Consider the following 24,914-nt stretch of genomic DNA (forward strand, 5'->3'; position numbering starts at 1 on the left):
CAAATGGCTGATATAGCCACAGGAACGGCGCACGCAAGTCCATTCCTGTCACAGCTTTCCCTGTTCGTCCTGGCTATCTTTGTCGGTTATTATGTGGTCTGGAGCGTGACCCCGGCCCTGCATACGCCGCTGATGGCGGTGACCAACGCCATTTCCTCTGTCATTATTGTCGGCGCCCTGATCGCCGGCGGGCCGGAAGGCATGAGCCTGGCCAAGGTCCTCGGCGTGATCGCCATCGGACTCGCTGCGGTGAATATCTTCGGCGGTTTCGCCGTCACTCACCGCATGCTGGCCATGTACAAGAAAAAACCGAAACCCGCCGCCGGCGGCGATAAAAAAGCCTAAGGGAGGGTCTGTAAATGTCTGAACAAATGATCGCGGACCTGACCGCCCTCGCCTATCTGGTGGCCGGCGTTCTCTTTATCATGTCACTGCGCGGCCTCAGTTCGCCGGAAACCAGCCGCCGGGGTAACAACTTCGGCATGCTGGGTATGGCCATCGCCGTTATTACCACGGTGCTGAACCCGGAAATTGTCAGCTATACCTGGATCATCATTGCTCTGGTGATCGGCGGCGGCATCGGGCTTGTTACTGCCCGGCGTATCGCCATGACCGACATGCCGCAGCTTGTGGCTGCCTTTCACAGCCTCGTGGGTCTGGCGGCGGTGATGGTGGCAGGGGCTGCCTTTGCCGAACCGCGGGCCTTCGGCATCACCGATGCCCTGGGCAATATCTATGTGGCAAGCCGCATAGAAATGGCGCTCGGCGCCGCCATCGGCGCCATCACCTTCTCCGGCTCCGTCATTGCCTTTGCCAAGCTTAACGGCAACATGTCCGGCAAGCCGATCCTGCTGCCGGGTCGCCACCTGGTCAACGGCCTGCTGGCGCTCGGTATTATCAGCCTGATCGTCGCCTTTGCCATGAGTGACGGCGCAGCCTCCGGCGGTGGTCACCTGATGTGGTACATCATGGCCGCCAGCTTCGTCATCGGTTTCCTGATCATCATCCCGATCGGCGGCGCCGACATGCCGGTGGTGGTCAGCATGCTCAACAGCTATTCCGGCTGGGCCGCGGCCGGCATCGGCTTTACCCTGGGCAATAACGCCCTGATCGTTACCGGCGCCCTGGTCGGCTCCTCAGGCGCGATCCTCAGCTATATCATGTGTACGGCCATGAACCGGTCCTTCATCAGTGTGATCCTGGGCGGCTTCGGCGGCGAGGATTCTTCCGCCGGCGGCGTAGCCGGCACCGAGGAACGTCCGGTCAAGCAGGGCTCTGCCGAGGATGCGGCCTTTATCATGAAGAATGCAGGCTCCGTCATCATCGTGCCCGGATACGGTATGGCCGTGGCCAAGGCCCAGCATGCGCTCAAGGAAATGGGTGATCTTCTGAAAGAAGAAGGCGTCAAGGTCAGTTACGCCATTCATCCGGTGGCGGGACGTATGCCCGGCCATATGAATGTCCTGCTGGCGGAAGCCGACGTGTCCTATGACGAGGTTTTTGAACTGGAGGATATCAACAGCCAGTTCAGCCAGACCGACGTGGCCTTTGTCATCGGCGCCAACGACGTGACCAATCCGGCCGCCAAGACCGACAAGTCGAGCCCGATCTATGGCATGCCGGTGCTGGACGTGGAAAATGCCGGGACGGTGCTGTTTGTCAAGCGCGGCATGGCGGCGGGTTACGCCGGGGTACAGAACGAGTTGTTCTTCCGCGACAACACCATGATGCTGTTCGCCGACGCCAAGAAAATGGTCGAGGATATCGTCAAGGCGCTATAGGTTCGGGGCGCTGTAACGGCTTCTATTGAAACAATGAAACCCGGAACGGTCCGCCGTGCCGGGTTTTTTATGTGCTCCTGCCGGTATCTTTCAGTTTTGCCGCCATCCTGTCGCCCAGAAAGTCATACAGCGCCCGGATGCGGGCGTTATGCTGGATATCCGCATGGGTGACCAGCCACACATCCAGGATCAGCGGATCCACATCCTCAAGCTCAAGCTGAACAAGATCCGGATATTTTTCTGCCGCCAGCCCGGAAAAGAAACCGATGCCCAGCCCCCGGCTGACGGCCTCATAGTTGGCCAGCATGCTGTTGCTGGTGAAGGCCAGATTGATAGGTTCAAACAGTTTGAAGATTTTCCAAACATCAGGATGATGCATGAGTGCCTCTTCAAGTCCGATGCCATAATGGTCCTTGATGTCCGCCAGTCTTTCCGGCTTGCCATATTTTTCAATATAGGCGGGACTGGCGGCCATGTAATTTGGCAGGATTCCCAATTTCCGGGCAATCAGGTCAGGTTGCCTGGGATAACCCAGCCGCACCGCAATGTCGGCTTCCCGGCGCAACAGGTCGCGGGGCGCCATATCAATATTCAGATCAACGGAGATACCGGGAAACTGACCCCGAAATTCATTCATGACTTCAGGAATCCAGTAGGTGCCTATATATTCCGTTGTGGTCAGCCTTACGGTGCCTTCCAGCCGCTTGTTCTGTCCGGTCACGGCCTTTTCCACGCTCAGCGCCTTTTCCTCCATCTCCATCACCAGGGAGATGATTTTCTCCCCGGCCTCGGTCAGCACGAGCCCCTTGGGCAGGCGCTGAAACAGCTGGCTGTCGAGGCTTTCCTCCAGCGACACCAGCTTGCGGCTCAGGGTCGGCTGACTGACGTTCAGGCGGCGGGAGGCAGCTGACAGACTGCCGCACTCGGCAATCACCTTGAATATCTTGAGAGCATTCCAGTCCATAAACATTGTCCATTCATTTTTGAATAGGCATTATTACTATATTGGCAATTGCTATTCAATATGTTTGTTATTAGTTTTGAGGAAACCACAGGAGATTTTGCAATGACCACACGTAATACAAAAACACTTATCAGCAGCATTGCCCTTGCCGGCGCCCTCTCACTGGCAACCTTAAGCCCGGCAATGGCAGGCAACCTTACAACAGACTCACTGCTTCTGCATGGCGGAAAAGGCGAACTGAATCAGCTGGCGGAAAAAAATATCGCGGCCGGCAAGTATGAAAAGGCCCTCAAGTACCTGAAAAAAGCGTCCAAAAAACCAATGGACGGCACCATGCGCAGCCGGGTTTATTCGGATATCTGTGCCGTGCAGGCGCTGAACGAAAACTATGATGACGCCCTGGAAAGTTGTGACAAGTCACTGGGTTATGATGACAAGAACTGGAAGGCGCTCAATAACAAGGGTGTTGCCCTGACTGCTCTTGACCGCAAGGAAAATGCCCACAAAATCCTTTCCCGCGCGCTTGAAATGAGTGGTGAAAACAAGATCGTCCTGGCAAACCACATTCAGTCTGCGGACAATATGTAATCCCCCTATCAATCCTGAGGGAACCTCCCAAAAGGCCTCCCTCCCTCACCCACAGACTAAAACCCGGCACCTCCGAACAAAAGGCGCCCGGGTTTTTCTTTTTCAGGGCCGGATTGCAGACCCGTTTGTCTCCTCCGTCAGCATGCTCTGCCTGAACATCGAAGCCTGCTTTTCCTGAACAACACGGTACGCCGGGAAGATAACGCTGACAGTCGTTCCCATACCCCATTCGCTTTCGATTTCCAGCCGCCCCTGGTGCAGCTCGGCAAAGGCCCGGACCAGTGACAAGCCAAGCCCTGTCCCCTGATGTTCCTTGGCATAGCTGTTATCGACCTGCTGGAAAGGTTTCAGGACTTCTGCAATCTTGTGCTTTTCGATCCCGATGCCATTGTCAGAAACAGACAGGACACAGTCTCCGTTTTTCCTCAGCCGGGCGGCCACAACCACTTCTCCGCCGCCCGGTGTAAATTTCACCGCATTGGACAGCAGATTGATCAGTATCTGGGTTATCATCCTGTCGTCAGCCCGGAGCAGCGGTATAGAGGACGGAATATGCTGGTGAACACTGATATTCTTCTTCCGGGCCTGGCTGGTGATCAGCTTGAGCGAATGCTCGGCCGCCTCTGTCAGGTCAACATTATGTTCCGCAAGCTCCATATGACCTGCCTCGACCTTTGCCAGATCTAGAATGTCGTTGATAATGTTCAACAGATGATGGCCGCTATCGCGAATATCGCCCGCATATTCCTTGAGTTTTTCTTCTTTATTAATCCCGATAAAATCACTGGTCAGGATTTCGGAAAAGCCAATGATGGCATTCAGCGGCGTACGTAGTTCATGGCTCATATTGGCCAGAAATTCCGATTTGGCCCGGTTCGCTGATTCCGCCGTTCTTTTTGCCCTGGCAAGTTCTTCCAGAAGCTGGTTTCTTTCAATCTGATACTCCACGACCCGCCGCAGGCTTTGCGTCAGCTTGCCAAGTGAATCATCGCTTGCCGGCGGGATCTCCACATTTGTGTTCCCCCGGACAATCATATTCAGGGCAACGGCAACAGACCTGATCCTGTCAACCACGCCGACACGAAGAATATAGTTGCCGATGATCCAGATGAAAATCGCCCCCAGGATAGCAAGCAGGATGCTATAGGAACGGATGTTGTTTTCCTGCAGCTCAACTATTTTATTGTCCACGAACACTCTCAGGTGAAGCTGGTCAGTGTGTGCTTCCCCCGAAATATCGAGATACATATCATGCGGAGAAATATAGTCGGACAGGCTCTTCCTCTCGGCATCGCTGTAATAGAGATCCTGATATATGGTCTGTCCCTGATCGTTCAGGACGTGAATATCCCCCTTGATGATTTTTGACATCCCGGCCACCGAGATGAGAGGTGTTGTCACCGTGATCATCCTCAGGTCATCTCCCAGCGGTTTGTGATAAAAATGATAGGGCACCCCCTTCGCCGACCTGCCGTGAAAGTCGAGTGCGACATCAGGGTCAAGCCTGGCGACAATGTGCGGCATGTCACCGGTCTCTACTTCTCCCGCCACGAACTCATTAAGATCCCAGGCCCCGACCACTTCATTTTGCCTGTTGTAAAAGCGTAGTGTCGCAAGATTGTGGTGCTGCGCGTCATCTGTAAACATCGACATGCGTTCCGCCAGCAATTTGTCCACTTCCTCCCGGCCGATCGTTTTATTTTTCGGTACCTCGAGCAGACCGCTTGCCGTCAGAAAATCGACAAATTTTGCCAGCTTACGTTCCCTGTTTTCATGCAGGCGATCCTGAATCATCACACGCAAAAGATATTCGGTCGTTTCCGTCGACCGGATGGCGATAAAATCAGAATAATTGCGGATGGAATAGAAATGGGTAAACAGGAACATTACCGCCATCATCAGCATCAGGATGAAAAACACGGTCCTGACCTTTAATCGCCGGAATAAGTTTTCTATTCCCTTTGATGGTTTTTGGACGTCCATACTCACATTCCAAACTGGACCCCAAGTTTTCGGCAAATTCCCAGAACCTGAATCGGCACACTATTCCCTGTAAACTGAGGAGATATTCTACTTTAGAATGTAATTATATATCGATGATTTGATAACAACAGGTTAATAAAGGAGCTGCCAACGTCAAAAAAACGTCAATTCCAGCAAAATACAGGCAACTGCCGGTTCGATGAAAGGCAAAGCTGATTATATGGCGAAGGAGATTTCCGGAACACTCGCCGGAACGGCAAGATTGCCAGCTGTCTGATAGGCGGAAATACCCGGATTGACTTGAGACGTACCCGGCTCCGCGCCCGACTTGGCAGGTCCGCCGTTGCTGGTCCCCTGCTCGGCCTGACCGGCATTGAGTTCTGCCTGCGCCTTGTTTTTGGCGGCGCGCGCCTGGGCCGCTACCTTCCGGTCCTGGGCAGAGGGTTCAGCCGGCGCCAGGGCAGCCGAGATAATCTGATCCATTTTTTCAATGGTTGCTGCCGGATCCCCTTCGACCGGAGCGGCATCAATGGGCACTTCTCCACCTACTGCGTAGCGTTTGCCGTCAGGTCCTTTTTGATATTCAAAGGATGCGGAGCCTGCATATTGGCCACCGGCGCTCTTGTGCGCCTGCTCATGGGCCCTGATTTCCCGGTCGACAGATTTCAACTCATCAACCCTGGCCTGCTCCTCTTCGCTCAGCGCCTGGCTTTCAACCGCTGATTTGCTGTCGGAGGGGGCAGGTTGGCGATGGGTTTCTACAGAAGGCGCGCCAGCCGGCCTGGAAGGCCCCTGGGAAGCTTCCACAGGTTCCGAAGGCGGGGCAGGACGAGGCGCTGCACTGACTGGCAGGGCCGGATAAGCTCCCGTGTGAACCGATGAAACTGCGCCGATCATAGAATACCTGTATATATTTTCTGACTGAGGCCAATGTTAGCACGAAATGGTCTACAAATAATTAACACACTTTAAATCCATCAAAATCAGCACCTTAACCCCCTGGCGGCGGTGGCGGCATATCATCCGAATGCGGCCCTCTGCCCCAGTGCGGCCTGTCATGACCTCTTTCCGAGAGACGGCGGCGGGCTTCTTCAAGCAGATGCCGCCTTTTTTCAAGGGGAAGATTTATGATCCCCTGTATCAGCCCCTCCTGGAAGCGGCTGATCCCCTGCAGATGCAATTCTCTTTCCCGGCGCAGAAGATCCTCCAGCTTTTCCCGGTCGATTTCATCTACCCCGAGCAGCTCCAACACCTCGCTGTTGATCTGCGCAAGCTGCTGCCTTACTTCCTGAAACTCCTCACGCTGGTCACGGATATTCTCGAAAATTTCCCGTCGTTGCTCCCTCGGCAGACTTCTCGCCAGAAACGCCAGGCCGGATTTTTCAAATCCACGTCGGTCCGGCCGATCGAAACGTTCCCGGGCGACGATAAATCCGGCCATAAAAACATTCACGATAATGGACACAAACAGAAGGATATGAACCCATTTGTTGCTCAATATCTTTCTCATCAGCTGTTGTCCTCCTGCTCGAAAATCTCGTTACTTAATACCAGATAGTCATTTACCGCCAGGTCATACGCCGCCTCATCACCGGCGTTATCCACCGGCAACCCCAGATATATTCCTGCGGCACAGGCGAACGCCAGCCCAGCCAGACGCGGCATGACATATCGCCAGAACTCCATTTCCCGAATGGCCCGGAAAAGCGATACCGGTGCCTGCTCCACCTGGTGCGGCGCCGACAGAAGCCTGTCCATCAGTTCCCGTGACGGCTCCGGTGTGCTGTATCGACCGTAAAGGGCCAGTTCGTCATTCAGTTTTTTTTCGTCCATCATCCTGTCTCCTCGAGGAGCTGATTTTTATCCCTCGATAAAATCTCCGCCAGTTTCTTTCGCCCTCTGACCAATAGCGCTTCCAGGGCGTTGACAGAAACATCCATGATCTCTGCTGCCTCCCTGTTCGACTTTCCCTGCAGATAACAAAGCACCACAGCCGCTTTTTGTCGTTCCGGCAGCTGGCGGAGCGCTTCTGCCACCCTGGCAGCGCGCTGTTTTTCCTCCAGCACACCATCCGCCCCGTTTTCGTCGCTTTGCACGTCTGCAGCCTCATCCAGGTTCACAGCCGGTTTGCGTTTGCGTTTTACATCCAGACAGAGGTTCATCACAACCCGGTAAAACCAGGTGGTAAACTTTGTGTTGCGGCCCGGATCCCAGTTCACCGCATGTTTCCAGACCCGGACAAAGGCCTCCTGCATCACATCTTCCGCTTCGTGACTGTTGCCGAGCAGCCGCGTGGCAAAAGCCAGGTTCATCCTCAGATGCCGGTCCATCAGCATGCCATAGGCCGTACGGTCACCGTCACCGATCCTTAAGATCAGGTCCTCATCCTTTATTTCCGGCGCCTGCCGTGCATGTTCATTCTGTGTGACCATAGGGTCTTATACCACTCCGGACGTCAGAAGATAATACGTCCGTCAGCGGAAAAACCTTCACATACAAAAAAACGCCGGCAAAGACCGGCGTTTTTCGTTACATAAGGAACAAGTATCCTATTCAACCATCCAGGTGCGCCCCTTGCGCAGCAACGCATTGAGGGAAGGCTTCGGATTTGCCGCCATGGCGGCATTTACCTGGTTATGAACGGCTGTTTCATAACTTTCGGCCGGATTGCAGTAGATCACCCCGACAACCACCGGCACATCGGGACCATGCAGATCAACCAGCATACGTGCCAGATTAAGATTGGTTTCGTCATGCACCAAGATATCGTCTTCGGTGATCCCGTTTTCCCCGATGGTCACCACCTCAAGAGCGAAGGTTTTGGTATTCAGGATCACACCTTTGTTTTTTTCCTTGCCGAAGATCAGCTTTTCGCCATGAACGGCATGCAGCTGACGGTCGGCCGCGACCTTCTTGTCGGTAAAATGATCGAACGTCTTGTCGTTATAAACGATACAATTCTGGTAGAGCTCGACAAAGGAGGCGCCTTTGTGCTCCTTCGCCCGGGCCAGAATACCGGGCAGGCTCTTCAGATCCGTATCGATGCCACGGGCGATGAAACGGGCCCCCGCACCAAGCGCAAAATGGCAGGGCACCAGCGGAGAATCCACCGATCCATACGGAGTTGACGGAGTATGTGTCCCGACTTTGGAAGTCGGAGAATATTGTCCCTTGGTCAGACCGTATATTTCGTTGTTAAACAGCAGGATCTGCACATCCAGGTTACGCCGGATCACATGCATGGTGTGGTTACCGCCGATGCTGAGACCATCGCCGTCGCCGGTGACCAGCCAGACATCAAGATCGGGATTGGTCAGCTTGACGCCGGTGGCAAAGGCCGGCGCGCGCCCGTGAATGGTATGAAAACCATAGGTTTCCATGTAATAGGGAAAGCGTGAGGAACAGCCGATTCCCGAGACAAACACTGTATTGTGCGGTGTGGCGCCGATATTTGCCAGAGCCGACTGAACACCTTTCAGAATGGCATAGTCGCCGCAACCAGGACACCAGCGCACTTCCTGATCGGTGGCGAAATCCTTGGCAGTAAGTTTTACCTGTTCCGTCATTTTTTCACTCCCAGGCTGGTATGAATGGCCTCTTCAATTTCGGCAATCTTGAACGGCTGGCCTGTTACCTTGGACAACAGTGTGGTCTCCAGCAGATACTGACTTCTCAGCAGTGTATTCAACTGGCCTACATTTATTTCAGCCACAATCACATTGTCATAGGATTTCAACAGGTCATCCAGGTTGCGCGGCAGCGGCCAGATATTGCGGATATGAATATGCGACACATCATATCCTTCCGACCGGGCTTTCCTGACAGCCTGGTGAATGGCGCCCCGGGTTGACCCCCAGCCGACCACAGCCAGTTTACCGCCTTTTTCACCGGTGGTAACTTCCTGTTCGGCAACGTCATTGGCAATGCCGGCGATCTTCAGGCGCCGGGTGTCAGTCATTTTCTGATGGTTTTCCGGATCATAGGAGATATGACCGCTGTCATAGCTCTTTTCGATCCCGCCGATGCGGTGCATCAGCCCCTCGGTGCCCGGTTTGGCCCAGACACGGGCCAGTGTTTCCGGATCGCGCAGGAACGGATGGAAACCCTCTTTTTCCGTATGGAATTTCACCGGGAACGGCTCGAGTTTATCCACATCCGGTATTTTCCAGGGCTCCGACGCGTTGGCGATATAGCCATCAGACAGCACCATCACCGGAGTCATATATTTTGTCGCCAGGCGCACGGCCTCGACACCGACCTCGAAACAGTCGGCCGAGCTTGATGTGGCCAGCACCACAAGCGGCGCATCACCGTTGCGGCCCCATACAGCCTGGAACAGGTCCGACTGTTCTGTTTTGGTCGGCAGGCCGGTTGACGGACCCGCCCGCTGAATATCCACGATCACCAGCGGCAGCTCGGTGCTGATGGCCAGGCCGATGGCCTCGGTTTTCAGGGCGATGCCCGGACCCGAACTGGAAGTCACACCCAGACCGCCGGCAAAGGATGCTCCGATGGCGCCACAAACCGCGGCGATCTCATCTTCCGCCTGGAATGTCACGACGCCAAAATCCTTGAGCCCGGACAGGGTATGCAGCAGCGGCGACGCCGGCGTAATGGGATAGGATCCCAGCACAAGTTTCAGATCGGCAAGCTGTGATCCGGCCAGCAACCCCCAGGACAGGGCCTGGTTGCCGTTTACCGTGCGATATTCGCCGGGTTCTTCCTGGTATTTGCCGACATGATACTGACGGATATTGCCGGAGATTTCGATGGTCTCGCCATAGGCATGACCGGCATTGATGGCCGCGATATTAGCTTCGGCCAGTTCCGGTTTTTTGGCAAATTTTTCAGTCAGCCAGTCAATGATGGGCTGGCGTTTACGCCCGAACATCCACAGCACAAGGCCCAGCGTCCACATATTTTTACAACGCAGCGCATCCTTGTTGCCGAGGCCGAATTCCTTCACCGCCTCCAGGGTCATCTTGCTGATGTCTATTTTCTCAACCCGGTAGGCCGCCAGGGAACCATCCTCCAGCGGATTGCCGTCATAGCCGGCCTTGCTGAGGTTTTTGGCACTAAAAGCGGACTCGTCCACCAGGATCAGTCCACCCTGTTTCAGTCCGGCGATATTGACTTTCAGGGCAGCCGGGTTCATGGCCACGAGTACATCCGGCGCATCACCGGCAGTGGAAACCTCCACGGATCCGAAATTGATCTGGAAGGCCGAGACCCCGAAAGTGGTGCCGACGGGGGCGCGGATTTCTGCCGGAAAATCAGGGAATGTGGAAAGATCGCTGCCCTCGAGGGCCGTTGCCACCGAAAACTGTGTCCCCGTCAACTGCATTCCATCCCCGGAATCGCCTGCAAACCGAACGACTACGGATTCCATTTCTTCAAGGGTATTGCCCCCAACAGCAGCAGTAGCTTGCCCGTCCATCTTTAAGTCCTTATTCTTCAGTCTCCCGATCAGGGAATAGTCAATAGCTCCCTGATATATGGGCAAACGGTCCGGAAAGCAATATAACTGACATCATACCACGCCGGGATTTTTCTTCATATTGCTCATTAAAGCACGAAAACAATTTTTTCAAGATTTAATGTAAAATATTTTAATATACATTTTTTTTGTGTTTATTCTATCCCAAAGCCCCTTTACCGCACCTTTCCCAGAACACCATCCGCCCGGCACCCGGATCAATTTATCTGTTTCATTCCCCGCATTTTTATCTAAGATGCCGGCATGACAAACCAAACCGCAGCCCGACCCCGGTCACTGACGAGAGAGATGTGGGCGATCGCCGTGCCGTCCATCCTGGCCAACCTGTCCATCCCCCTGCTGGGACTGGCAGACAGCTTTATCATGGGTCATCTGGAAGGCCCCGAATATCTGGCGGCCCTGGCCCTGGGTACGATGATATTCGGCATCCTCTATAACGGCTTTAATTTCCTGCGTATGGCGACGACCGGTTTTGCCGCCCAGGCTTACGGACGGGATGATGCCGGTGACAGCAGTGTCGTTTTAATTCGCGCGACCTTTCTCTCTCTTGTGATCGGAAGCCTGCTGATCCTTGCCAGTCCCCTGATTACTGCCCTGTCATTCCAACTGACCTCAGCGGAGGCCCATGTCGAGCGTCTGGCTGACGGCTATTTCAACCTGCGCATTTACGGCGCCCCTTTCGCCCTGTTCAACTTCGTCGCTGTTGGCTGGCTTCTGGGTATGCATCGAGCCACAGATGCCCTGATCGTTCAGGTCTTTATGAATGTGACCAACATCGGCCTGAATTTTTATCTGGTGTATGTGCAAGGCATGGATGTGGACGGTGTCGGCCTGGGCACGGTACTGGCTGAATTTTCTGCAGCGATTCTGTCTTTCACGCTTATCTATCGACACTACCGGCGTCATTTCAAGACATCCCTCTTTAACAGGGCGGCCCTCTCGGAGGTGTTTAAAAGCGACGGAATTACCAGACTTTTCAAGCTCAATCTTGATATCTTCATCCGCACCCTGTGCCTGATGGGCGCCATGGCCAGCTTTACCATCCTCGGCTCCCGATACGGCAGCGCCGTTCTTGCCGCCAATGCCATTCTGATGAACCTGCAGATGCTGACATCTTACGGCCTTGACGGCTTTGCCCAGGCGGCGGAAATCCTGGTCGGACGGGAAACCGGTCGCAAAGACCCCGGCGCCCTGCGCCGCGCCGCCCTGGTTTCCGGCAAGTTCGCGCTTTATGCTGCGCTGGCCTATACCCTATTCTATGCTATAGTGGGACAGAATATTATTTCCCTGCTGACGGACATCGACGCCATCCGGCTCGAGGCCGGGCATTATCTGATCTGGCTGATTGTGCTGCCCCTGCTGTCGATCTGGAGCTTTTTGTTTGACGGCGTATTTATTGGCGCCACCGCCGGATCTTACATGCGGAACGGCATGGTCCTGTCGGTCGGCTTTTATGCCCTGTGCCTGTGGGTCACATTGCCCCTGTGGGAAAACCACGGCCTGTGGTTCAGCTATGCCGCTTTCCTGATCATGCGGGCCCTCACCCTCGCCCGGCACTATCCTGAAATTGAAAAAGCCGCCACAACGGGCGACTTGTCCAGATAGGCTGACGCTAAAAACTAGAGAATTTCCAGCACTGATTCCGGCGGTCTGCCGATGGCGGCCTTACCGTTATTCAGAACAATGGGGCGTTCTATCAGTTTCGGATGCCTGGTCATCGCCTTGAGCAGCTGATCTTCGCTCAGGCTTTCATCATCGAGACCGTTTTCCTTATACTCGGCTTCCTTTTTCCGCATCAGGTCGCGAGCTGAAGACATGCCCAGCATTTTCAGAATATCCGCAAGCTGTTCCGTTGTGGGCACATTATTGAGATATTCCACCACCTCGGGTGCGATTCCCTTTTCTTCAAGCAACGCCAGGGTCTGGCGGGATTTGCTGCACCGGGGATTATGATAAATTGTTACTGTCATTTTTTCCTCCTGCTGTTCTACCTTATATAGCTGATAGAAAATAAAAATCCACCCCGGCTGATCTATGTCAACGATGAAGCTATTAAGAGTGATTATTATTTTAGTTGACAATAATTCTCATTTACATGATATTTCAAGGACCGCTTTGGAGAATCGAAATGTATATCTGCATCTGTAATGCTCTGAAAGAATCCACCGTTCGGCAGGCCGCAAGGAACTGCACACCGGATATTCACGTCTCCGACCTCTATGAAAGCATGGGCGTGGAGCCCAAGTGCGGCCAGTGCCTGTGCCGGGCGCAGGACGTTCTTGAAGAGGAAACAAGGACCTGTCAGGTTGCCTGACCATATCCCTCCCCCTTATAACGTCATTCATTATCACGATAAAAAAATCAAATAATATCAACACGTTGACTGAAAACCCGCGTCGTTATATACTGATTTTCAGCGATAAAATCAGGAGCAAAGATCATGCAGGGCGATAAAAAGGTCATCGAATATCTCAACAAGATCCTCAAAAACGAACTGACCGCCATCAATCAATATTTCCTTCACAGCCGTATGCTGGGCGACTGGGGCCTTAAGTCCCTGGAAGAGCATGAATATGAGGAATCCATTGATGAGATGAAACATGCGGACGAACTGACCAAGCGAATCCTGTTCCTCGAGGGCCTTCCGAACCTGCAGAGCCTCAACAACCTGCGGATAGGTGAAAATGTTCGCGAGATTTTTGAAGGCGACCTGGCCCTTGAAATGGATGCCTTGAAGGATCTCAGGGAAGCTATCCCCTATTGTGAATCGGTCAAGGATTACATTACCAGGGAACTTCTGGAAGATATTCTGGAGTCCGAAGAAGAGCATGTGGACTGGCTGGAAACCAACCTCAGCCTGATGGACAAGGTCGGCGAACAGAACTACCTGCAGTCCATGATGAAAAACGGCGACGACTGATCTTTATGGTTTTGCAGCAGCCTGCACCTGCTTGTGGGCTGCCCCGACCGCTTGTGATATTTCCGAATAGCCGTCTTCATACAGACATTCCAGCAGTTCTTTCTTGATCTTCCTGACAAGTCCGGGGCCTTGATAGACCAGTGCCGAATATAGCTGCACAAGCGAGGCTCCTGCCCTGATTTTCTCATAAGCCTGCCGGCCACTGCCGATACCCCCGACGCCAATGAGCGGGATTTTGCCGCCCGTCAGCTGATAGATATCCGCCAGTACACCCGTCGAAAACTCAAACAGGGGCTGACCGCTGAGGCCGCCGCCCTCGTCCCGATGTGCAGATTTCAGACTGTCCCTCAACCCGACAGTTGTATTACTGACGATGAGGCCGTCCATCTTGTGTTTCAGGACGATTTCCGCGATGTCCTGTCTTTCGCCTTCGTCCAGGTCAGGGGCGATCTTGACCAGCAACGGCGGGATCACGCTCAGCCGGTTCATGGCCGCTTCCCGGGTTGCCATCAGACGGCCGAGAAGTTCATCCAGCGCCTCCCGTCCCTGCAATTTCCGCAGACCGGGTGTATTGGGGGACGAGATATTGACTGTGAAATAATCGGCATAGGACAACAGACGATCAAGGCCCGTGACATAGTCCTGGATCGGGTCCTCGCTATCCTTGTTGGCGCCGATATTCGCCCCGACGATACCCGGTTTTTCCAGTCCCCTGCGCCGGGCCAGGCGCGCCGCATAGGCATTGAGGCCCTTATTGTTGAAGCCTAGGCGATTGATAACAGCCTGATCTTCGGAAAGGCGGAAAATACGTGGTTTTTCATTTCCCGGCTGAGGACGCGGCGTTACCGTCCCGGTTTCCACAAAGCCGAAGCCCTGGGCCAACATGGCGTCAGCCGCTTCCGCGTTTTTATCAAATCCCGCTGCAAGCCCCACCGGATTGGGGAAATCAAGTCCCCAGAGCTTTACCCGCAGGGCCACATCATCCGTTTCATGGGAGGACGGGACGAGCCCCGCTTTAAGCAAGTGTAGCGCGAGACCATGGGCGGTCTCCGGCGAAAAGGCAAACAACAAGGGTTTTGCCAGAGAAAAAAGATCCATTTAGAGCCTCAAAGCGGGATGATATGTGTATTATTTTCATTCAGGGTCAGATCATGGACCTGACTGACGGCCCCCAGGGGCAGGTTGGCATAATAATGGGGAAATTTTTCATTGTCTCGTGAAATCTCCCATTTGAGCTTCGACGAATCAAGCTTGTCCGGATCAAAGCCAACCAGGACCAGACCTTCTTTGCCTTTGAAATGCTTTTCAAGGGTGCCGGCTACCTGATTGTGCGCGGAAAGATGAATATAACCGTCCCGCACGTCGACAGCTGCACCGGCAAAGCAGCCGTCGTCCTTCAAACGCTGCCAGTCGGCGCGGGATATAATTTTAAATAACAAACGCATAACATGTGATATCCGGACAAATTCCGGCACAGTCTATATCCCTGAAGTTACACCCGCAACGAAAAGCTTTATTCGGTTGCCAGAGCCGAGTTACCCAGGGCCTTGACCAGTTCGAATGCTTTCTTGCGTACTGCAGGATCGGAGATCTTGTAGTACGCACGTACCAGTTCAAGAGTTTCCCGACGTGACATCTGATCAACTTCAAATGTCTGGGCGTCCTTGTCCTTTGATCCCTGCCCGGAAGCAACTTCCGCAGACATATCGTCAAAGAAGAATGAAACGGGGACATCCAGAATCTGGGAAAGCTGGAACAGGCGGCTGGAGCCGATCCGGTTCGCGCCACGTTCATATTTCTGGATTTGCTGAAATGTCAGACCAAGCGCCTTGCCAAGTTTTTCCTGACTCATTCCAAGAAGTGTTCTGCGAAGTCTTACACGTGAACCTACATGTACATCTACAGGATTAGGAACAGGTTTATTCATATTTTTTTTCCAAATCAAATGTTACTCAAAACTAGGTCCGACCCCACGCATAGCACGTTATTTTTTAGTAACGATTAATATTTAGGTCAAGTATTATCTTATATGCCTCGATTTATAACGTATTCCGACGTCGGGATATCGTTATTGCACCTATTATAATAAAGAGCATTGTAAATACAAAAGTGATATCCCCATAACGGGAATAAAAAGTCAGTTCCACCAGTTTCAACGGTAACTTTTGGTCAATTGTACCACGTTTTTGCAGTTCAATACTCTTTATGACCCGCCCATAGGAGTCTATAACGGCGGAAATCCCGGTTCCCGCGGAGCGGATGACAGGCAATCCTTCCTCTATCGCCCTTACCCGAGTCTGCAGGAAGTGCTGATAAGGACCGGTCATGGTACCGTACCAGGCATCATTAGTGATATTCAGAAGCCAGTCGGGCCGGTCCTCGCGATTGGCGACCTCTCCCGGAAAAATTATTTCATAACAAACCAGAACCCCAAAAGGGGGCGTACCCGGCACATATTGGGTCACCTGTCCGGGCCCCGGACTGTAATCAAGCCCGCCAACCGCACGTTGCAGGCCGATGGCAGACAGGAGTGTTCTGAAAAAGGACGGAATATATTCGCCAAACGGCACCAGATGGTTTTTATCGTAGATGGCGCCGATCTGGCCGTTGTTGTCTATGGCGGCGAAGGAATTATATATTTTCAGGTCATCCTCATGCCATTCCCGGCGCGGGAAGCCGGTCAACAGGAGGTCATCATCCCCCAGCATGTCTGCAATCAGATAGCGACGTGAAGGCTCCTGATCCAGAAAATAGATCACCGCCGTTTCAGGCCAGATGATATGGGTCGCATCCCCCTTGCCATTACGATCACTCAACGTCAGGTAATCCAGAAAATTGTCCGCTCTTTTTTCCCGTGCCCATTTGTCCCGCTGATTGATGTTCGGCTGAACAAGTCGCAACGTCACGTCCTCTGAAAATTCCGTTTCCTGCGTCAGGCGCTGGGCGCCGAACAGAAACAGGCCGCCAAACAACACGCCAAATACCCCGGCCGCCAACAGCAGTTTTCCCCGCTCCCGGCCAAGGGACAGGAAATAGAGAGGAGCCAGGGCGAATATAAGAGTGAAGAGGCCCAGGCCATAAATTCCCCAGATACTCGATGATTGCAGCATGCTGTCGGAAATACCCCAGACATAGCCGCTCAGGTTCCAGGGAAACCCGGTGAAGAAATGACCCCGGCCCCATTCCGACAGGTTCCAGAAGACAGCAAATAGCAGAAGCGAGATCAGCAGATTGCGGCTGCGGTCAATCTTTTGCCAATAGACATTCATCGCCAGGCCAACAAAGCCACTATAGATCGCCAGCAGGCCGGCAAGGCAGCCTACCGCAAGATAGCCCGTCCAGGCGGGAATATCATCCTGCAGGTAAAAACTATTGGCAATCCACAGAAATCCGACAAAGAACTGCCCCAAACCAAACCACCAGGCGATGGAAAAGGCCTCGGATTTTTTATCGAGGCCGCGCAGCATAAGGAACAAAACTGGATAGGAAACCCACAACAGAAGCAACAGGTAAAAGGGGGCAAAGGCAAGGGCCGACAGGGCCCCGGAAGTCAGGGCGAGAAGGATCAGCTGCAGGGCTGTTCGTCCGGCAAGCCAGTGTTCCATTCTGTTTTGCGGACTGTTACCGGCAACTTTCGCCTGATCAACTGCCTCAGCTTCCATTCCCTGCATCCCCGCCCTTAGCCTGATCGCTCTGCGGCATATTTTCAGGCTTTGGCCGATGGATCAAGATGGTTTTTATCCGGCGGCCGTCGCCCTCCAGAATTTCAAACCTCAAACCATTTTCATGTTCGATGATTTCTCCCACTTTCGGGATACTTCCGGCCAGGGTAAAAACCAGCCCCCCCAAGGTGTCAACATCATCATCCTGTTCGTCCGGTAGCAGATCCATGCTGAGCAGATCTTCCAGTTCCTCGATGGTCAGGCGGGAATCCGCCCGGAGACGTCCACCGGGCAGTTCGGACAGAAGTTCTTCAGCCACGACATCATGCTCATCCTCGATATCGCCGACAATCTGTTCAACCAGGTCCTCGATGGTTACAAGCCCGTCCGTCCCGCCATATTCATCAACCACAAGGGCCATATGAATATGCGTCGCCTGCATCTTGACCAGAATATCCATCAGTTTCATGGAGGGGGGTACAAACAGGATCGGCCGGTGCAGGCTTTTCAGGGGCGGCATCTTGCCATTATACAATGCGCCGCTTGAGGCAACGGTCTTGAAGACATCCTTGATGTGAACCATGGCAATGACTTCATCAAGGCTTTCCCGATAAACCGGAAGCCGTGATGTACTGGCCTCCAGAAACACCTTCATCAGCTCGTCAAAGCTCGTTGAGGCCTCGACAGCAACAATATCCGCCCGCGGCACCATGACTTCGTCAGCACGCTTTTCACCGAATGCCAGTGTATTCTTGATGATGGAACGTTCTTCTTCCCGCAGGGAGGAATCATCCGCCTCATATTCCTCAATCACCCCTTCGAGGCTTTCCTTGAGGGAGGTATCGCCATTTCGGGTGGTCAGGATCTTCTTAAGCCAGTTCCAGAAACCACCCTTGTTACTCGAGGAAGGTTCGGAATCCGACTTTTCCCCAATTGTGCCGTTTTGTAGGTTCATTTTCCCGTTCTTTGAGCAATTCTCTCAAAATAGTTCAGTTAAGTTGACATCTCGTCATAGGGATCGTCAATCCCTAATGTGCCAAGAATGGCCTTTTCAAGCCCTTCCATCTCCTCAGCATCGGCGTCATTCTGGTGGTCATATCCCAAAAGATGTAAAATTCCGTGAACAACAAGATGGCAAAAATGGTTTTCGAGACTTTTCCCGCTTGATATGGCTTCACTTTTCACGGTTTCAAGGGCAAGGATGATATCGCCCAGTGACACAGGGTAGTCGGGAAGTATCGCTCCCCGGTGAAAATAGTCTTCAATTTCTTCATCTGACAGGGCCGGAAAAGACAGCACATTGGTTGCCTTGTCCTTGCCCCGATACTCCCGGTTCAGAACCTGGATACTCTTGTCGCCGGTCAGCAGGATACTCAGTTCCAGATGGGGAAATTCTGCCAGCACCTTCCCTTCCGCCGTCCCGGCAACCACCTTCTGCAGGCAACGTTGCACCAGATCCCCTGCCCCGGGCAGTTCCTCGTCCCAGCCTGTTTCTTCCAGATTGATATCCAGCTGGATATTGTCAGCGGTCATTGCTTTTTCTTCTTGGTGCCCTGGCGGTCGTAGGCATCAACAATCTTTCCGACCAACTGGTGACGGACAACATCGGCAGAGGTAAAATTAACAAAGGCGATATCATGAATATGGCGAAGTGTATCCAGGGCATCCACCAGGCCAGAGCGGGATCCGTTCGGCAGGTCGACCTGCGACGGATCACCGCAGACCACCATGCGACAATTTTCCCCGAAACGGGTCAGGAACATCTTCATCTGCATGGAGGTGGTATTCTGGGCTTCGTCCAGAATAACAAAAGCATTGGACAGCGTGCGACCGCGCATGAAGGCCAGTGGCGCAATTTCAATGTCGCCGCGCTCAATACGGCGCTCCGTCTGCTCGCGGGAGATCATCTGCCCGAGGGCATCAAACAAAGGGGTCAGATAGGGATCCACCTTTTCCCGCATATCACCGGGCAGGAAACCAAGTTTCTCACCTGCCTCCACCGCCGGACGGGACAGAATGATTTTTTCAACCCGGCCTTCCAGCAGATGCGACACGGCCATGGCCACAGCCAGGAATGTCTTCCCGGTTCCCGCAGGTCCAAGGCCGAACACCATTTCGCGCTCACGCAGGGCTTCAATATATTTAGCCTGGTTCGGGCTTCTGGGGCTGAGGACCGTTTTCCGGGTCCGGATGACGATCTCATTTTCGGATTCCCGCTTTTTCAGCAGCAGGGCCTCATCCTTCGGACTGTCGGTGACAAAAGCCATACGGATGGCCGCATCAACTTCTGCCATGGTCACATCATGCCCCCGTTCCAGCTGGTCATAGAGCCTGAGCAGGACCGAACGGGCAAGATCACTTGCCTCTAGGCCACCGATAATGGAAATCAGATTACCCCGACCGATCAGGGTGACATCCAGTTTCTGCTCTATGCGGGACAGATGGACGTTATGCTCGCCGCAGAGCAGCGCCAGAAGGCGATTGTCTTCAAACTCGAGAATGATTTCTTCACTGACGCCTTTATTTTTCCCCGCCATGATCAATCAGCCCCTGACAGCCGCGGCCGGTAAAGCAGCACTGTCTACAAGTTGCCCCTTCAGACTATGCGGACCGGCCGACAGGATTTCCACATCGACAATCCGTCCGAAATAATGATCCAGCAGGCTGTCGTCCGCCAGCATAACATGAACGGCCTGCATATAGGGACTTCGTCCCACGAGCTGGCCGGCTTCCTTGCCGCGACGTTCCAGCAGCACAGGCATGATTTTGCCCACGGCCCCTTCATTGAAGGCGACCTGCTGGCGGCTCAGTTCGGCCTGCAGTTCCGCCAGACGGACGGCCTTGACCTCTTCCGGCACCTGGTCCTCCATGGTCGCTGCAGGCGTTCCCGGGCGGGCGCTGTATTTGAAGCTATAGGCCTGGGCATAACCGATGTCGCGCACCAGTTGCATGGTTTCCTGGAATTCCTCATCAGTCTCACCGGGGAAACCGACAATAAAGTCGCCGGACAGGGCTATTTCCGGCCGTGCCTTGCGCAGATCTTCAATGATTTGACGATAGGAGGCAGCCGTATGATGCCGGTTCATGGCCTTGAGAATGCGGTCGGACCCGGCCTGCACCGGCAGATGCAGGTAGGGCATACACTGCTCCACCTCGGCATGAACCCGGATCAGTTCATCCGTCATGTCTGACGGATGGGAGGTGGTATATCGAATACGCTGAAATCCCGGATCAACGGCCAGTTCCCGGATCAGGCGGGCCAATGACCATTCTTCGCCATTCTCCCCCATCCCGTGGTAGGCATTGACATTCTGGCCCAGCAGGGTGACTTCCACCACACCGGCTTCCGCCAGCTTGCGGGCGTCGGTCATCACATCCCCGATATTGCGGGAAAATTCGGCGCCGCGGGTATAGGGAACCACGCAGTAAGTGCAGAATTTATCACAGCCTTCCTGAACGGTAAGGAACGCGGACGTCTTCTGACCCACATCCTTTTTACCCAGGCTTTCAAATTTTTCATCAACGGAAAGGTCGGTATCCAGGATACGCGGCCGTTCGCCAATTTCTTTTTTGGCGACCGCCTGTTTGACCATGTCCGGCAGCCGGTGATAGGTCTGCGGCCCGAACACCATATCCACGACCGGCGCCCGTTTCATGATCTGTGCGCCTTCGGCCTGGGCCACACAGCCGCCGACAGCCAGCACCATATCCTTGCCGTCCCCGGCCTTTTTGTCCTTCATGACACGCAGACGACCAATGTCGGAGTAAACCTTTTCCGCCGCCTTTTCCCGGATATGGCAGGTATTCAGAACCACAAGATCTGCATCGTCCGGCGTTTCGGTCACCGAATATCCCTCGTGCGCCATCACGTCCACCATACGTTCCGTATCGTAGACATTCATCTGGCACCCGTAGGTCTTGATGTAAAATTTCTTTGTGTTCGTCTTGTCCATCTGGAAATTACCTGTATCCCGGAACTTTGCCAACCTTGGGCCCGAGCTTACCAAAAAGCGCCTTTAAATGCGCGCGCAATCTATCACTGTGAGGTCAGGAGTCAACTTTTGTTACACGGGACAGTTCTGCCCGCCGACCGCGCAGACAATCCTGAAGACGCTTTTCGACAGTCCGGTGACAATATGTGGCCAGTTCCTTGCGGGTTTTAAACAGGTTGCGCGACACCGGCTTGTGGAAATGCACTTCCACTTCCACCTTCAGAAGGCGCAGAAAACTCCACAGGTGCGGCCCCAGATCCATGTCCCCGATCCAGGCGACCTTGAACAGGCTGTTTCGGTTTACCGGCATGTTGTTGATGCGCCGGTAAACGATGGTAACAGGCTGCACCATCAGTTCATCCACATGCCCCTGCTCATCCACATGCAGATGCATTACCTTTTCCGTCACCCCGAACAGGGCGCTCTTGAAGGGCAAAACACGCGCACCATCCGAGGTGGTACCTTCCGGGAACAGGATCAGGTTATCGCCTTCCTTCATCCGGTCATGCAGTTCCTGCTTCTGATTGACGGCATCGGACCGGCGGCCGCGGTCAATGAAAATCGTCCGCTGCAAACCGGCCAGATAGCCCAGGACAGGCCAGCCGGACATTTCCTGCTTGGCGATAAAACAGGCGCCTTTGATAACCTTACCCAGAACCAGTATATCGACCCAGGACACATGGTTTGACACAAACAGAGTAGTAGCGCCTTCATGCGGTCTGCCTTCTGTCATAATACGTATGTTCAGCGCCCGGCAAAGATTTCCATGCACCCAGTGGGGCCAGATTTTATATCCCGGAAATCTGATCTTTTTAAGAAGGATGGTCGGCGGCAAAAGGACAGTCAAATAGAACAGCGCTTTTACAATCCTGAAGTATGTCCGCATATAATACCGTCTAAAATTTCTTCATCGCATACACAATACCACGCATATACCTGCAAGGCTGCGTCTATATCATCAGATGAGTAATAATGCCAGCTTTTAGAAACCTATTTGATTTTGGTTCCATAAAGTTCCAGCCGGTGATCGACCAGTTTGTAGCCCAGTTTTTTAGCGATTTCTTCCTGCAGGGCCTCGATTTCCGTTTCGTTGAATTCGATAACCTCACCGGTCTCGATATCTATCAGGTGATCATGGTGCTCATCGGGCACAGGCTCATAGCGGGAACGGCCGTCCCGAAAATCATGACGTTCGAGAATGCCGGCTTCTTCAAAAAGACGTACTGTGCGATAGACCGTGGCAATACTGATATTTGAATCGATATCGACAGCACGGCGGTATACTTCCTCCACATCGGGATGATCTTCAGCCTCGGACAGAACCCGCGCAATGATCCTGCGCTGGTCGGTCATTCGCATGCCTTTCTCGATACAGAGATTTTCGATTTCTGATGTCATTTTTTGCCCTGACTATTTTCCCTGTTATATGTTAGGTATCCGTAAAATATACACATTCTAGCACCCTGCGCCAGTGTTTATCAAGCTTGCGTTCCCGGCCTGTAGAAAAACACCGGCCCCGCTGTGACGGCACACAATTCATTTCAGGGTAGAGGCCATGACAACCGCATCCTGCGAACTTTCCGCCTCGCCAGAATAATAATTTTTGCGCCGCCCGACTTCCTGAAATCCCTGGCTGTCATAAAGCGCCCGGGCCGCCACGTTATCCGCCCTTACCTCCAGGAAAAGTCTGTTCACACTAAACTGGTTACCCAGGAATTCCCGGACGTGCGCCATCATTTCTGAAGCCAGTCCCTGCTGCCGGAATTCCGGCACGATGGTAATGGTGAGGATTTCGGCTTCGTCGGCGACCTGCCGGACAAGAACAAACCCGACCGGCACATCAATGCGAAGAGCCAGAAAAGTGAAAGTCCCGGGCATGGCCAAAAGGGTTTCGAATTCCTGCTCTGTCCAGACTCTCTCCGGCCCGTCGCTGAACCCCATGTCGTGAAGTTCCGCCAGGATACCGGCCGCTTCCCTCCCCATGATTTGAAAGGTTATGGCGTGACCGGTCATTTACTTTCCTGAAAAGGAAGCGGCACGACTTTTGGTTTTATGGCGTCCGGCGCCCGCAGATAAAGAGGGGCAACCCGGCGTTCCCCTTCGAAACGTTCAGGTGACCGGGCGGCCATTTTTGCCAGAATTCTGGCGTCAGGTTGCGGATTGACATTCGGCAACTGGATATTTTCCAGACGTTCTTCCGGCAGGATATCCCTGATCAGATCAACTCCGGTACCAATCAGGATGCATTTTTCCTTTGGCATATCGTCCCCGATCCGCTCAAGAACCACTGCCCTCGCCTCCGACTGCGGCTCTAAAAGTCCACCCTCATAGGAAAAAATCTGGAAATAAACCTCACCGCGCCGGGCATCATGGGCCACACAGACGGGCCCCTCCGGAATATCTTCCCGCCCGATAATGTTATGGGCGACCACTTCCAGACTGGTAAAACCGGCCAGCGGAATACCGAGGGCCAGACTCAAGCCCTTGGCGGCGGACAAACCGATACGTACCCCGGTAAAGGTTCCCGGCCCGCGTGTACTCGCAATCCCCTGAATGTCAGATCTGGCAAAACGAGCCTTATCAAGCACCTCCTCGACCATGGGCATCAGCCGTTCGGCATGTCCCCGCATGCGCTCTTCATAGCGCCAGGCAACAAGCTCCCCCTCCACCAGAAGGGCTGCGGAACAGGCCCCCAGGGCTGTATCAATGGCCAGAATATTCATTTGATTATTTACCTTAACCGACTTCTATCGGCCCTACAGAATTTTACAGGCCTGATTGAACGTCAGTCTTTCCTGACGGGGCGGAAGACTGTCCCTGTCACCATATCCCATGGCACAGATGAAATTCGCCTTTACATTTGTCCCGTCAAAGAAAGCTTTCTCAACGGCTTCGGCATCAAAACCTGACATGGGACAACAGTCAAGCCCGAGGGCCCGGGCGGCAACCATCAGATACGCTCCCTGCAGGCTCGAATTTCGGAAAGCAGTTTCCCGGGTAAATTTCTCATTGCCCGCAAAGTATTTTTCCACCCCCGGCGCCAGCTTGAACAGTTCCGGCAGGGTCTTTGGAAAATCCATGTCATAGCCGACAATGACGGTAAAGGGCGCCGTGAGGATTTTTTCCCGGTTGCTGTCCATGGCACAGGCGGCAAGCTTTTCCCGGGCTTCGGCACTCTGTGTCATCACAAAACGAGCCGGCGAGGCATTGAAGGCGGTTGGCCCCCACCTGAGCAGATCATAAACGGCCCTGATCGTAACGTCGGAAACCGGACGGTTCTGCCATCCCTTGAAGGAACGGGCTTCACGGAAAATTACATCCATGTCCCGGTCAGAGAGAATTTGATCAGTCATAATTTGTGCCCTTATCCGATAATCTTCTTTGAACCTTATTGGTCATGACCGAATATACAAACCGGTCTCCCGCTTGAAAATGACTAATTTCACTTTATTTGCCGCGCAGGTTGTTTCCAGCCTGCCGCCCTTCCGATCCGGTTCTGTCGGACGAGGAATTCCCTTTTGTCTCAA

Annotated in this window: 28 protein-coding genes; 6 read left to right on the forward strand and 22 right to left on the reverse strand. The window is 53.5% G+C overall.

The annotated features are described in order from the left end of the window. Positions 1-3 precede the first annotated feature (3 nt). Complete coding sequence (locus tag ACORNT_RS16225) at positions 4-345, forward strand: NAD(P) transhydrogenase subunit alpha (protein WP_321393252.1); 342 nt, start codon at positions 4-6, stop codon at positions 343-345. A 14-nt stretch (positions 346-359) separates the two neighbouring features. Continuing rightward, positions 360-1,781 carry an NAD(P)(+) transhydrogenase (Re/Si-specific) subunit beta gene (locus tag ACORNT_RS16230; protein ID WP_321393255.1) on the forward strand — a complete coding sequence of 474 codons (1,422 nt, stop codon included), beginning with the start codon at positions 360-362 and terminating at the stop codon, positions 1,779-1,781. Positions 1,782-1,848: 67 nt separating this feature from the next. Here the strand turns inward: ACORNT_RS16230 and ACORNT_RS16235 are convergent, their stop codons facing one another. Beyond that, entirely contained in the window at positions 1,849-2,745 is an 897-nt protein-coding gene (locus tag ACORNT_RS16235) for a LysR family transcriptional regulator (protein ID WP_321393257.1), read from the reverse strand. A 102-nt stretch (positions 2,746-2,847) separates the two neighbouring features. Between ACORNT_RS16235 and ACORNT_RS16240 the strand changes: the two genes are divergently transcribed. Continuing rightward, positions 2,848-3,333 (forward strand): hypothetical protein, encoded by a 486-nt coding sequence (locus ACORNT_RS16240; RefSeq protein ID WP_321393260.1) that lies wholly within the window; start codon positions 2,848-2,850, stop codon positions 3,331-3,333. A gap of 102 nt (positions 3,334-3,435) precedes the next feature. Here ACORNT_RS16240 and ACORNT_RS16245 read toward each other — a convergent pair whose 3' ends face one another. The 7 genes from ACORNT_RS16245 to ACORNT_RS16275 form a co-directional block, all read right to left on the reverse strand. Then, positions 3,436-5,253 carry a sensor histidine kinase gene (locus ACORNT_RS16245; protein WP_321393263.1) on the reverse strand — a complete coding sequence of 606 codons (1,818 nt, stop codon included), beginning with the start codon at positions 5,251-5,253 and terminating at the stop codon, positions 3,436-3,438. A gap of 279 nt (positions 5,254-5,532) precedes the next feature. Next, a complete protein-coding gene (locus ACORNT_RS16250) occupies positions 5,533-6,213 on the reverse strand; it encodes a putative metalloprotease CJM1_0395 family protein (RefSeq protein ID WP_321393266.1) in 681 nt (226 codons plus the stop codon). Positions 6,214-6,307: 94 nt separating this feature from the next. Continuing rightward, positions 6,308-6,826, reverse strand: a complete 519-nt coding sequence (locus tag ACORNT_RS16255) for a periplasmic heavy metal sensor (RefSeq protein WP_321393268.1) — start codon at positions 6,824-6,826, stop codon at positions 6,308-6,310. After that, on the reverse strand, positions 6,826-7,152 hold the full coding sequence (locus ACORNT_RS16260; RefSeq protein ID WP_321393271.1) for a hypothetical protein: 327 nt from the start codon (positions 7,150-7,152) through the stop codon (positions 6,826-6,828). Before ACORNT_RS16260 ends, ACORNT_RS16255 begins: the two co-directional genes overlap by 1 nt. After that, a complete protein-coding gene (locus tag ACORNT_RS16265; RefSeq protein ID WP_321393274.1) occupies positions 7,149-7,748 on the reverse strand; it encodes an RNA polymerase sigma factor in 600 nt (199 codons plus the stop codon). The genes ACORNT_RS16260 and ACORNT_RS16265 overlap by 4 nt, the downstream gene beginning before the upstream one ends. A gap of 117 nt (positions 7,749-7,865) precedes the next feature. Then, entirely contained in the window at positions 7,866-8,882 is a 1,017-nt protein-coding gene (locus ACORNT_RS16270; protein WP_321393277.1) for a 2-oxoacid:ferredoxin oxidoreductase subunit beta, read from the reverse strand. Then, a complete protein-coding gene (locus ACORNT_RS16275) occupies positions 8,879-10,753 on the reverse strand; it encodes a 2-oxoacid:acceptor oxidoreductase subunit alpha (RefSeq protein WP_321393280.1) in 1,875 nt (624 codons plus the stop codon). Before ACORNT_RS16275 ends, ACORNT_RS16270 begins: the two co-directional genes overlap by 4 nt. Before the next feature lie 303 nt (positions 10,754-11,056). Between ACORNT_RS16275 and ACORNT_RS16280 the strand changes: the two genes are divergently transcribed. Then, positions 11,057-12,418 carry an MATE family efflux transporter gene (locus ACORNT_RS16280; RefSeq protein ID WP_321393283.1) on the forward strand — a complete coding sequence of 454 codons (1,362 nt, stop codon included), beginning with the start codon at positions 11,057-11,059 and terminating at the stop codon, positions 12,416-12,418. Between the two features lie 14 nt (positions 12,419-12,432). Here the strand turns inward: ACORNT_RS16280 and arsC are convergent, their stop codons facing one another. After that, the gene (gene arsC / locus ACORNT_RS16285) at positions 12,433-12,783 is read right to left on the reverse strand and encodes an arsenate reductase (glutaredoxin) (protein WP_321393287.1); all 351 of its coding nucleotides are present in this window, start codon (positions 12,781-12,783) and stop codon (positions 12,433-12,435) included. Between the two features lie 158 nt (positions 12,784-12,941). Between arsC and ACORNT_RS16290 the strand changes: the two genes are divergently transcribed. Further along, positions 12,942-13,127 carry a hypothetical protein gene (locus tag ACORNT_RS16290; protein WP_321393289.1) on the forward strand — a complete coding sequence of 62 codons (186 nt, stop codon included), beginning with the start codon at positions 12,942-12,944 and terminating at the stop codon, positions 13,125-13,127. Positions 13,128-13,253: 126 nt separating this feature from the next. Continuing rightward, entirely contained in the window at positions 13,254-13,733 is a 480-nt protein-coding gene (gene bfr / locus ACORNT_RS16295) for a bacterioferritin (RefSeq protein WP_321393292.1), read from the forward strand. A 3-nt stretch (positions 13,734-13,736) separates the two neighbouring features. Here the strand turns inward: bfr and ACORNT_RS16300 are convergent, their stop codons facing one another. The 13 genes from ACORNT_RS16300 to ACORNT_RS16360 all read right to left on the reverse strand — a co-directional run bounded on the left by ACORNT_RS16300 (position 13,737) and on the right by ACORNT_RS16360 (position 24,740). Then, on the reverse strand, positions 13,737-14,831 hold the full coding sequence (locus tag ACORNT_RS16300; protein ID WP_321393294.1) for a quinone-dependent dihydroorotate dehydrogenase: 1,095 nt from the start codon (positions 14,829-14,831) through the stop codon (positions 13,737-13,739). An 8-nt stretch (positions 14,832-14,839) separates the two neighbouring features. Further along, positions 14,840-15,178 carry a DUF952 domain-containing protein gene (locus ACORNT_RS16305; protein WP_321393297.1) on the reverse strand — a complete coding sequence of 113 codons (339 nt, stop codon included), beginning with the start codon at positions 15,176-15,178 and terminating at the stop codon, positions 14,840-14,842. A gap of 68 nt (positions 15,179-15,246) precedes the next feature. Next, positions 15,247-15,660, reverse strand: coding sequence for a helix-turn-helix transcriptional regulator (locus ACORNT_RS16310; protein ID WP_321393300.1), 414 nt, complete (start codon positions 15,658-15,660; stop codon positions 15,247-15,249). A 112-nt stretch (positions 15,661-15,772) separates the two neighbouring features. Next, entirely contained in the window at positions 15,773-17,395 is a 1,623-nt protein-coding gene (gene lnt, locus ACORNT_RS16315) for an apolipoprotein N-acyltransferase (RefSeq protein WP_321393303.1), read from the reverse strand. Further along, on the reverse strand, positions 17,385-18,350 hold the full coding sequence (locus ACORNT_RS16320; RefSeq protein WP_321393306.1) for a hemolysin family protein: 966 nt from the start codon (positions 18,348-18,350) through the stop codon (positions 17,385-17,387). The genes lnt and ACORNT_RS16320 overlap by 11 nt, the downstream gene beginning before the upstream one ends. 38 nt (positions 18,351-18,388) lie before the next feature. Further along, positions 18,389-18,928: an rRNA maturation RNase YbeY gene (ybeY, locus tag ACORNT_RS16325; protein WP_321393308.1), complete on the reverse strand. Its 540-nt coding sequence runs from the start codon at positions 18,926-18,928 to the stop codon at positions 18,389-18,391. Beyond that, entirely contained in the window at positions 18,925-19,932 is a 1,008-nt protein-coding gene (locus tag ACORNT_RS16330) for a PhoH family protein (RefSeq protein WP_321393311.1), read from the reverse strand. Before ACORNT_RS16330 ends, ybeY begins: the two co-directional genes overlap by 4 nt. 6 nt (positions 19,933-19,938) lie before the next feature. Further along, positions 19,939-21,348, reverse strand: a complete 1,410-nt coding sequence (miaB, locus tag ACORNT_RS16335; protein ID WP_321393314.1) for a tRNA (N6-isopentenyl adenosine(37)-C2)-methylthiotransferase MiaB — start codon at positions 21,346-21,348, stop codon at positions 19,939-19,941. Between the two features lie 94 nt (positions 21,349-21,442). Then, on the reverse strand, positions 21,443-22,120 hold the full coding sequence (locus ACORNT_RS16340) for a lysophospholipid acyltransferase family protein (protein WP_321393316.1): 678 nt from the start codon (positions 22,118-22,120) through the stop codon (positions 21,443-21,445). A gap of 257 nt (positions 22,121-22,377) precedes the next feature. Next, positions 22,378-22,785: a Fur family transcriptional regulator gene (locus ACORNT_RS16345; RefSeq protein ID WP_321393318.1), complete on the reverse strand. Its 408-nt coding sequence runs from the start codon at positions 22,783-22,785 to the stop codon at positions 22,378-22,380. Positions 22,786-22,923: 138 nt separating this feature from the next. Next, positions 22,924-23,400: a ribosomal protein S18-alanine N-acetyltransferase gene (gene rimI, locus ACORNT_RS16350; protein ID WP_321393321.1), complete on the reverse strand. Its 477-nt coding sequence runs from the start codon at positions 23,398-23,400 to the stop codon at positions 22,924-22,926. Continuing rightward, positions 23,397-24,110: a tRNA (adenosine(37)-N6)-threonylcarbamoyltransferase complex dimerization subunit type 1 TsaB gene (gene tsaB, locus ACORNT_RS16355; protein WP_321393324.1), complete on the reverse strand. Its 714-nt coding sequence runs from the start codon at positions 24,108-24,110 to the stop codon at positions 23,397-23,399. Before tsaB ends, rimI begins: the two co-directional genes overlap by 4 nt. A 33-nt stretch (positions 24,111-24,143) precedes the next feature. Then, complete coding sequence (locus ACORNT_RS16360; RefSeq protein ID WP_321393326.1) at positions 24,144-24,740, reverse strand: malonic semialdehyde reductase; 597 nt, start codon at positions 24,738-24,740, stop codon at positions 24,144-24,146. Between the last annotated feature and the right edge of the window lie 174 nt (positions 24,741-24,914).

The organism is Emcibacter sp., from assembly GCF_963675455.1.
Lineage (GTDB): Bacteria > Pseudomonadota > Alphaproteobacteria > Sphingomonadales > Emcibacteraceae > Emcibacter.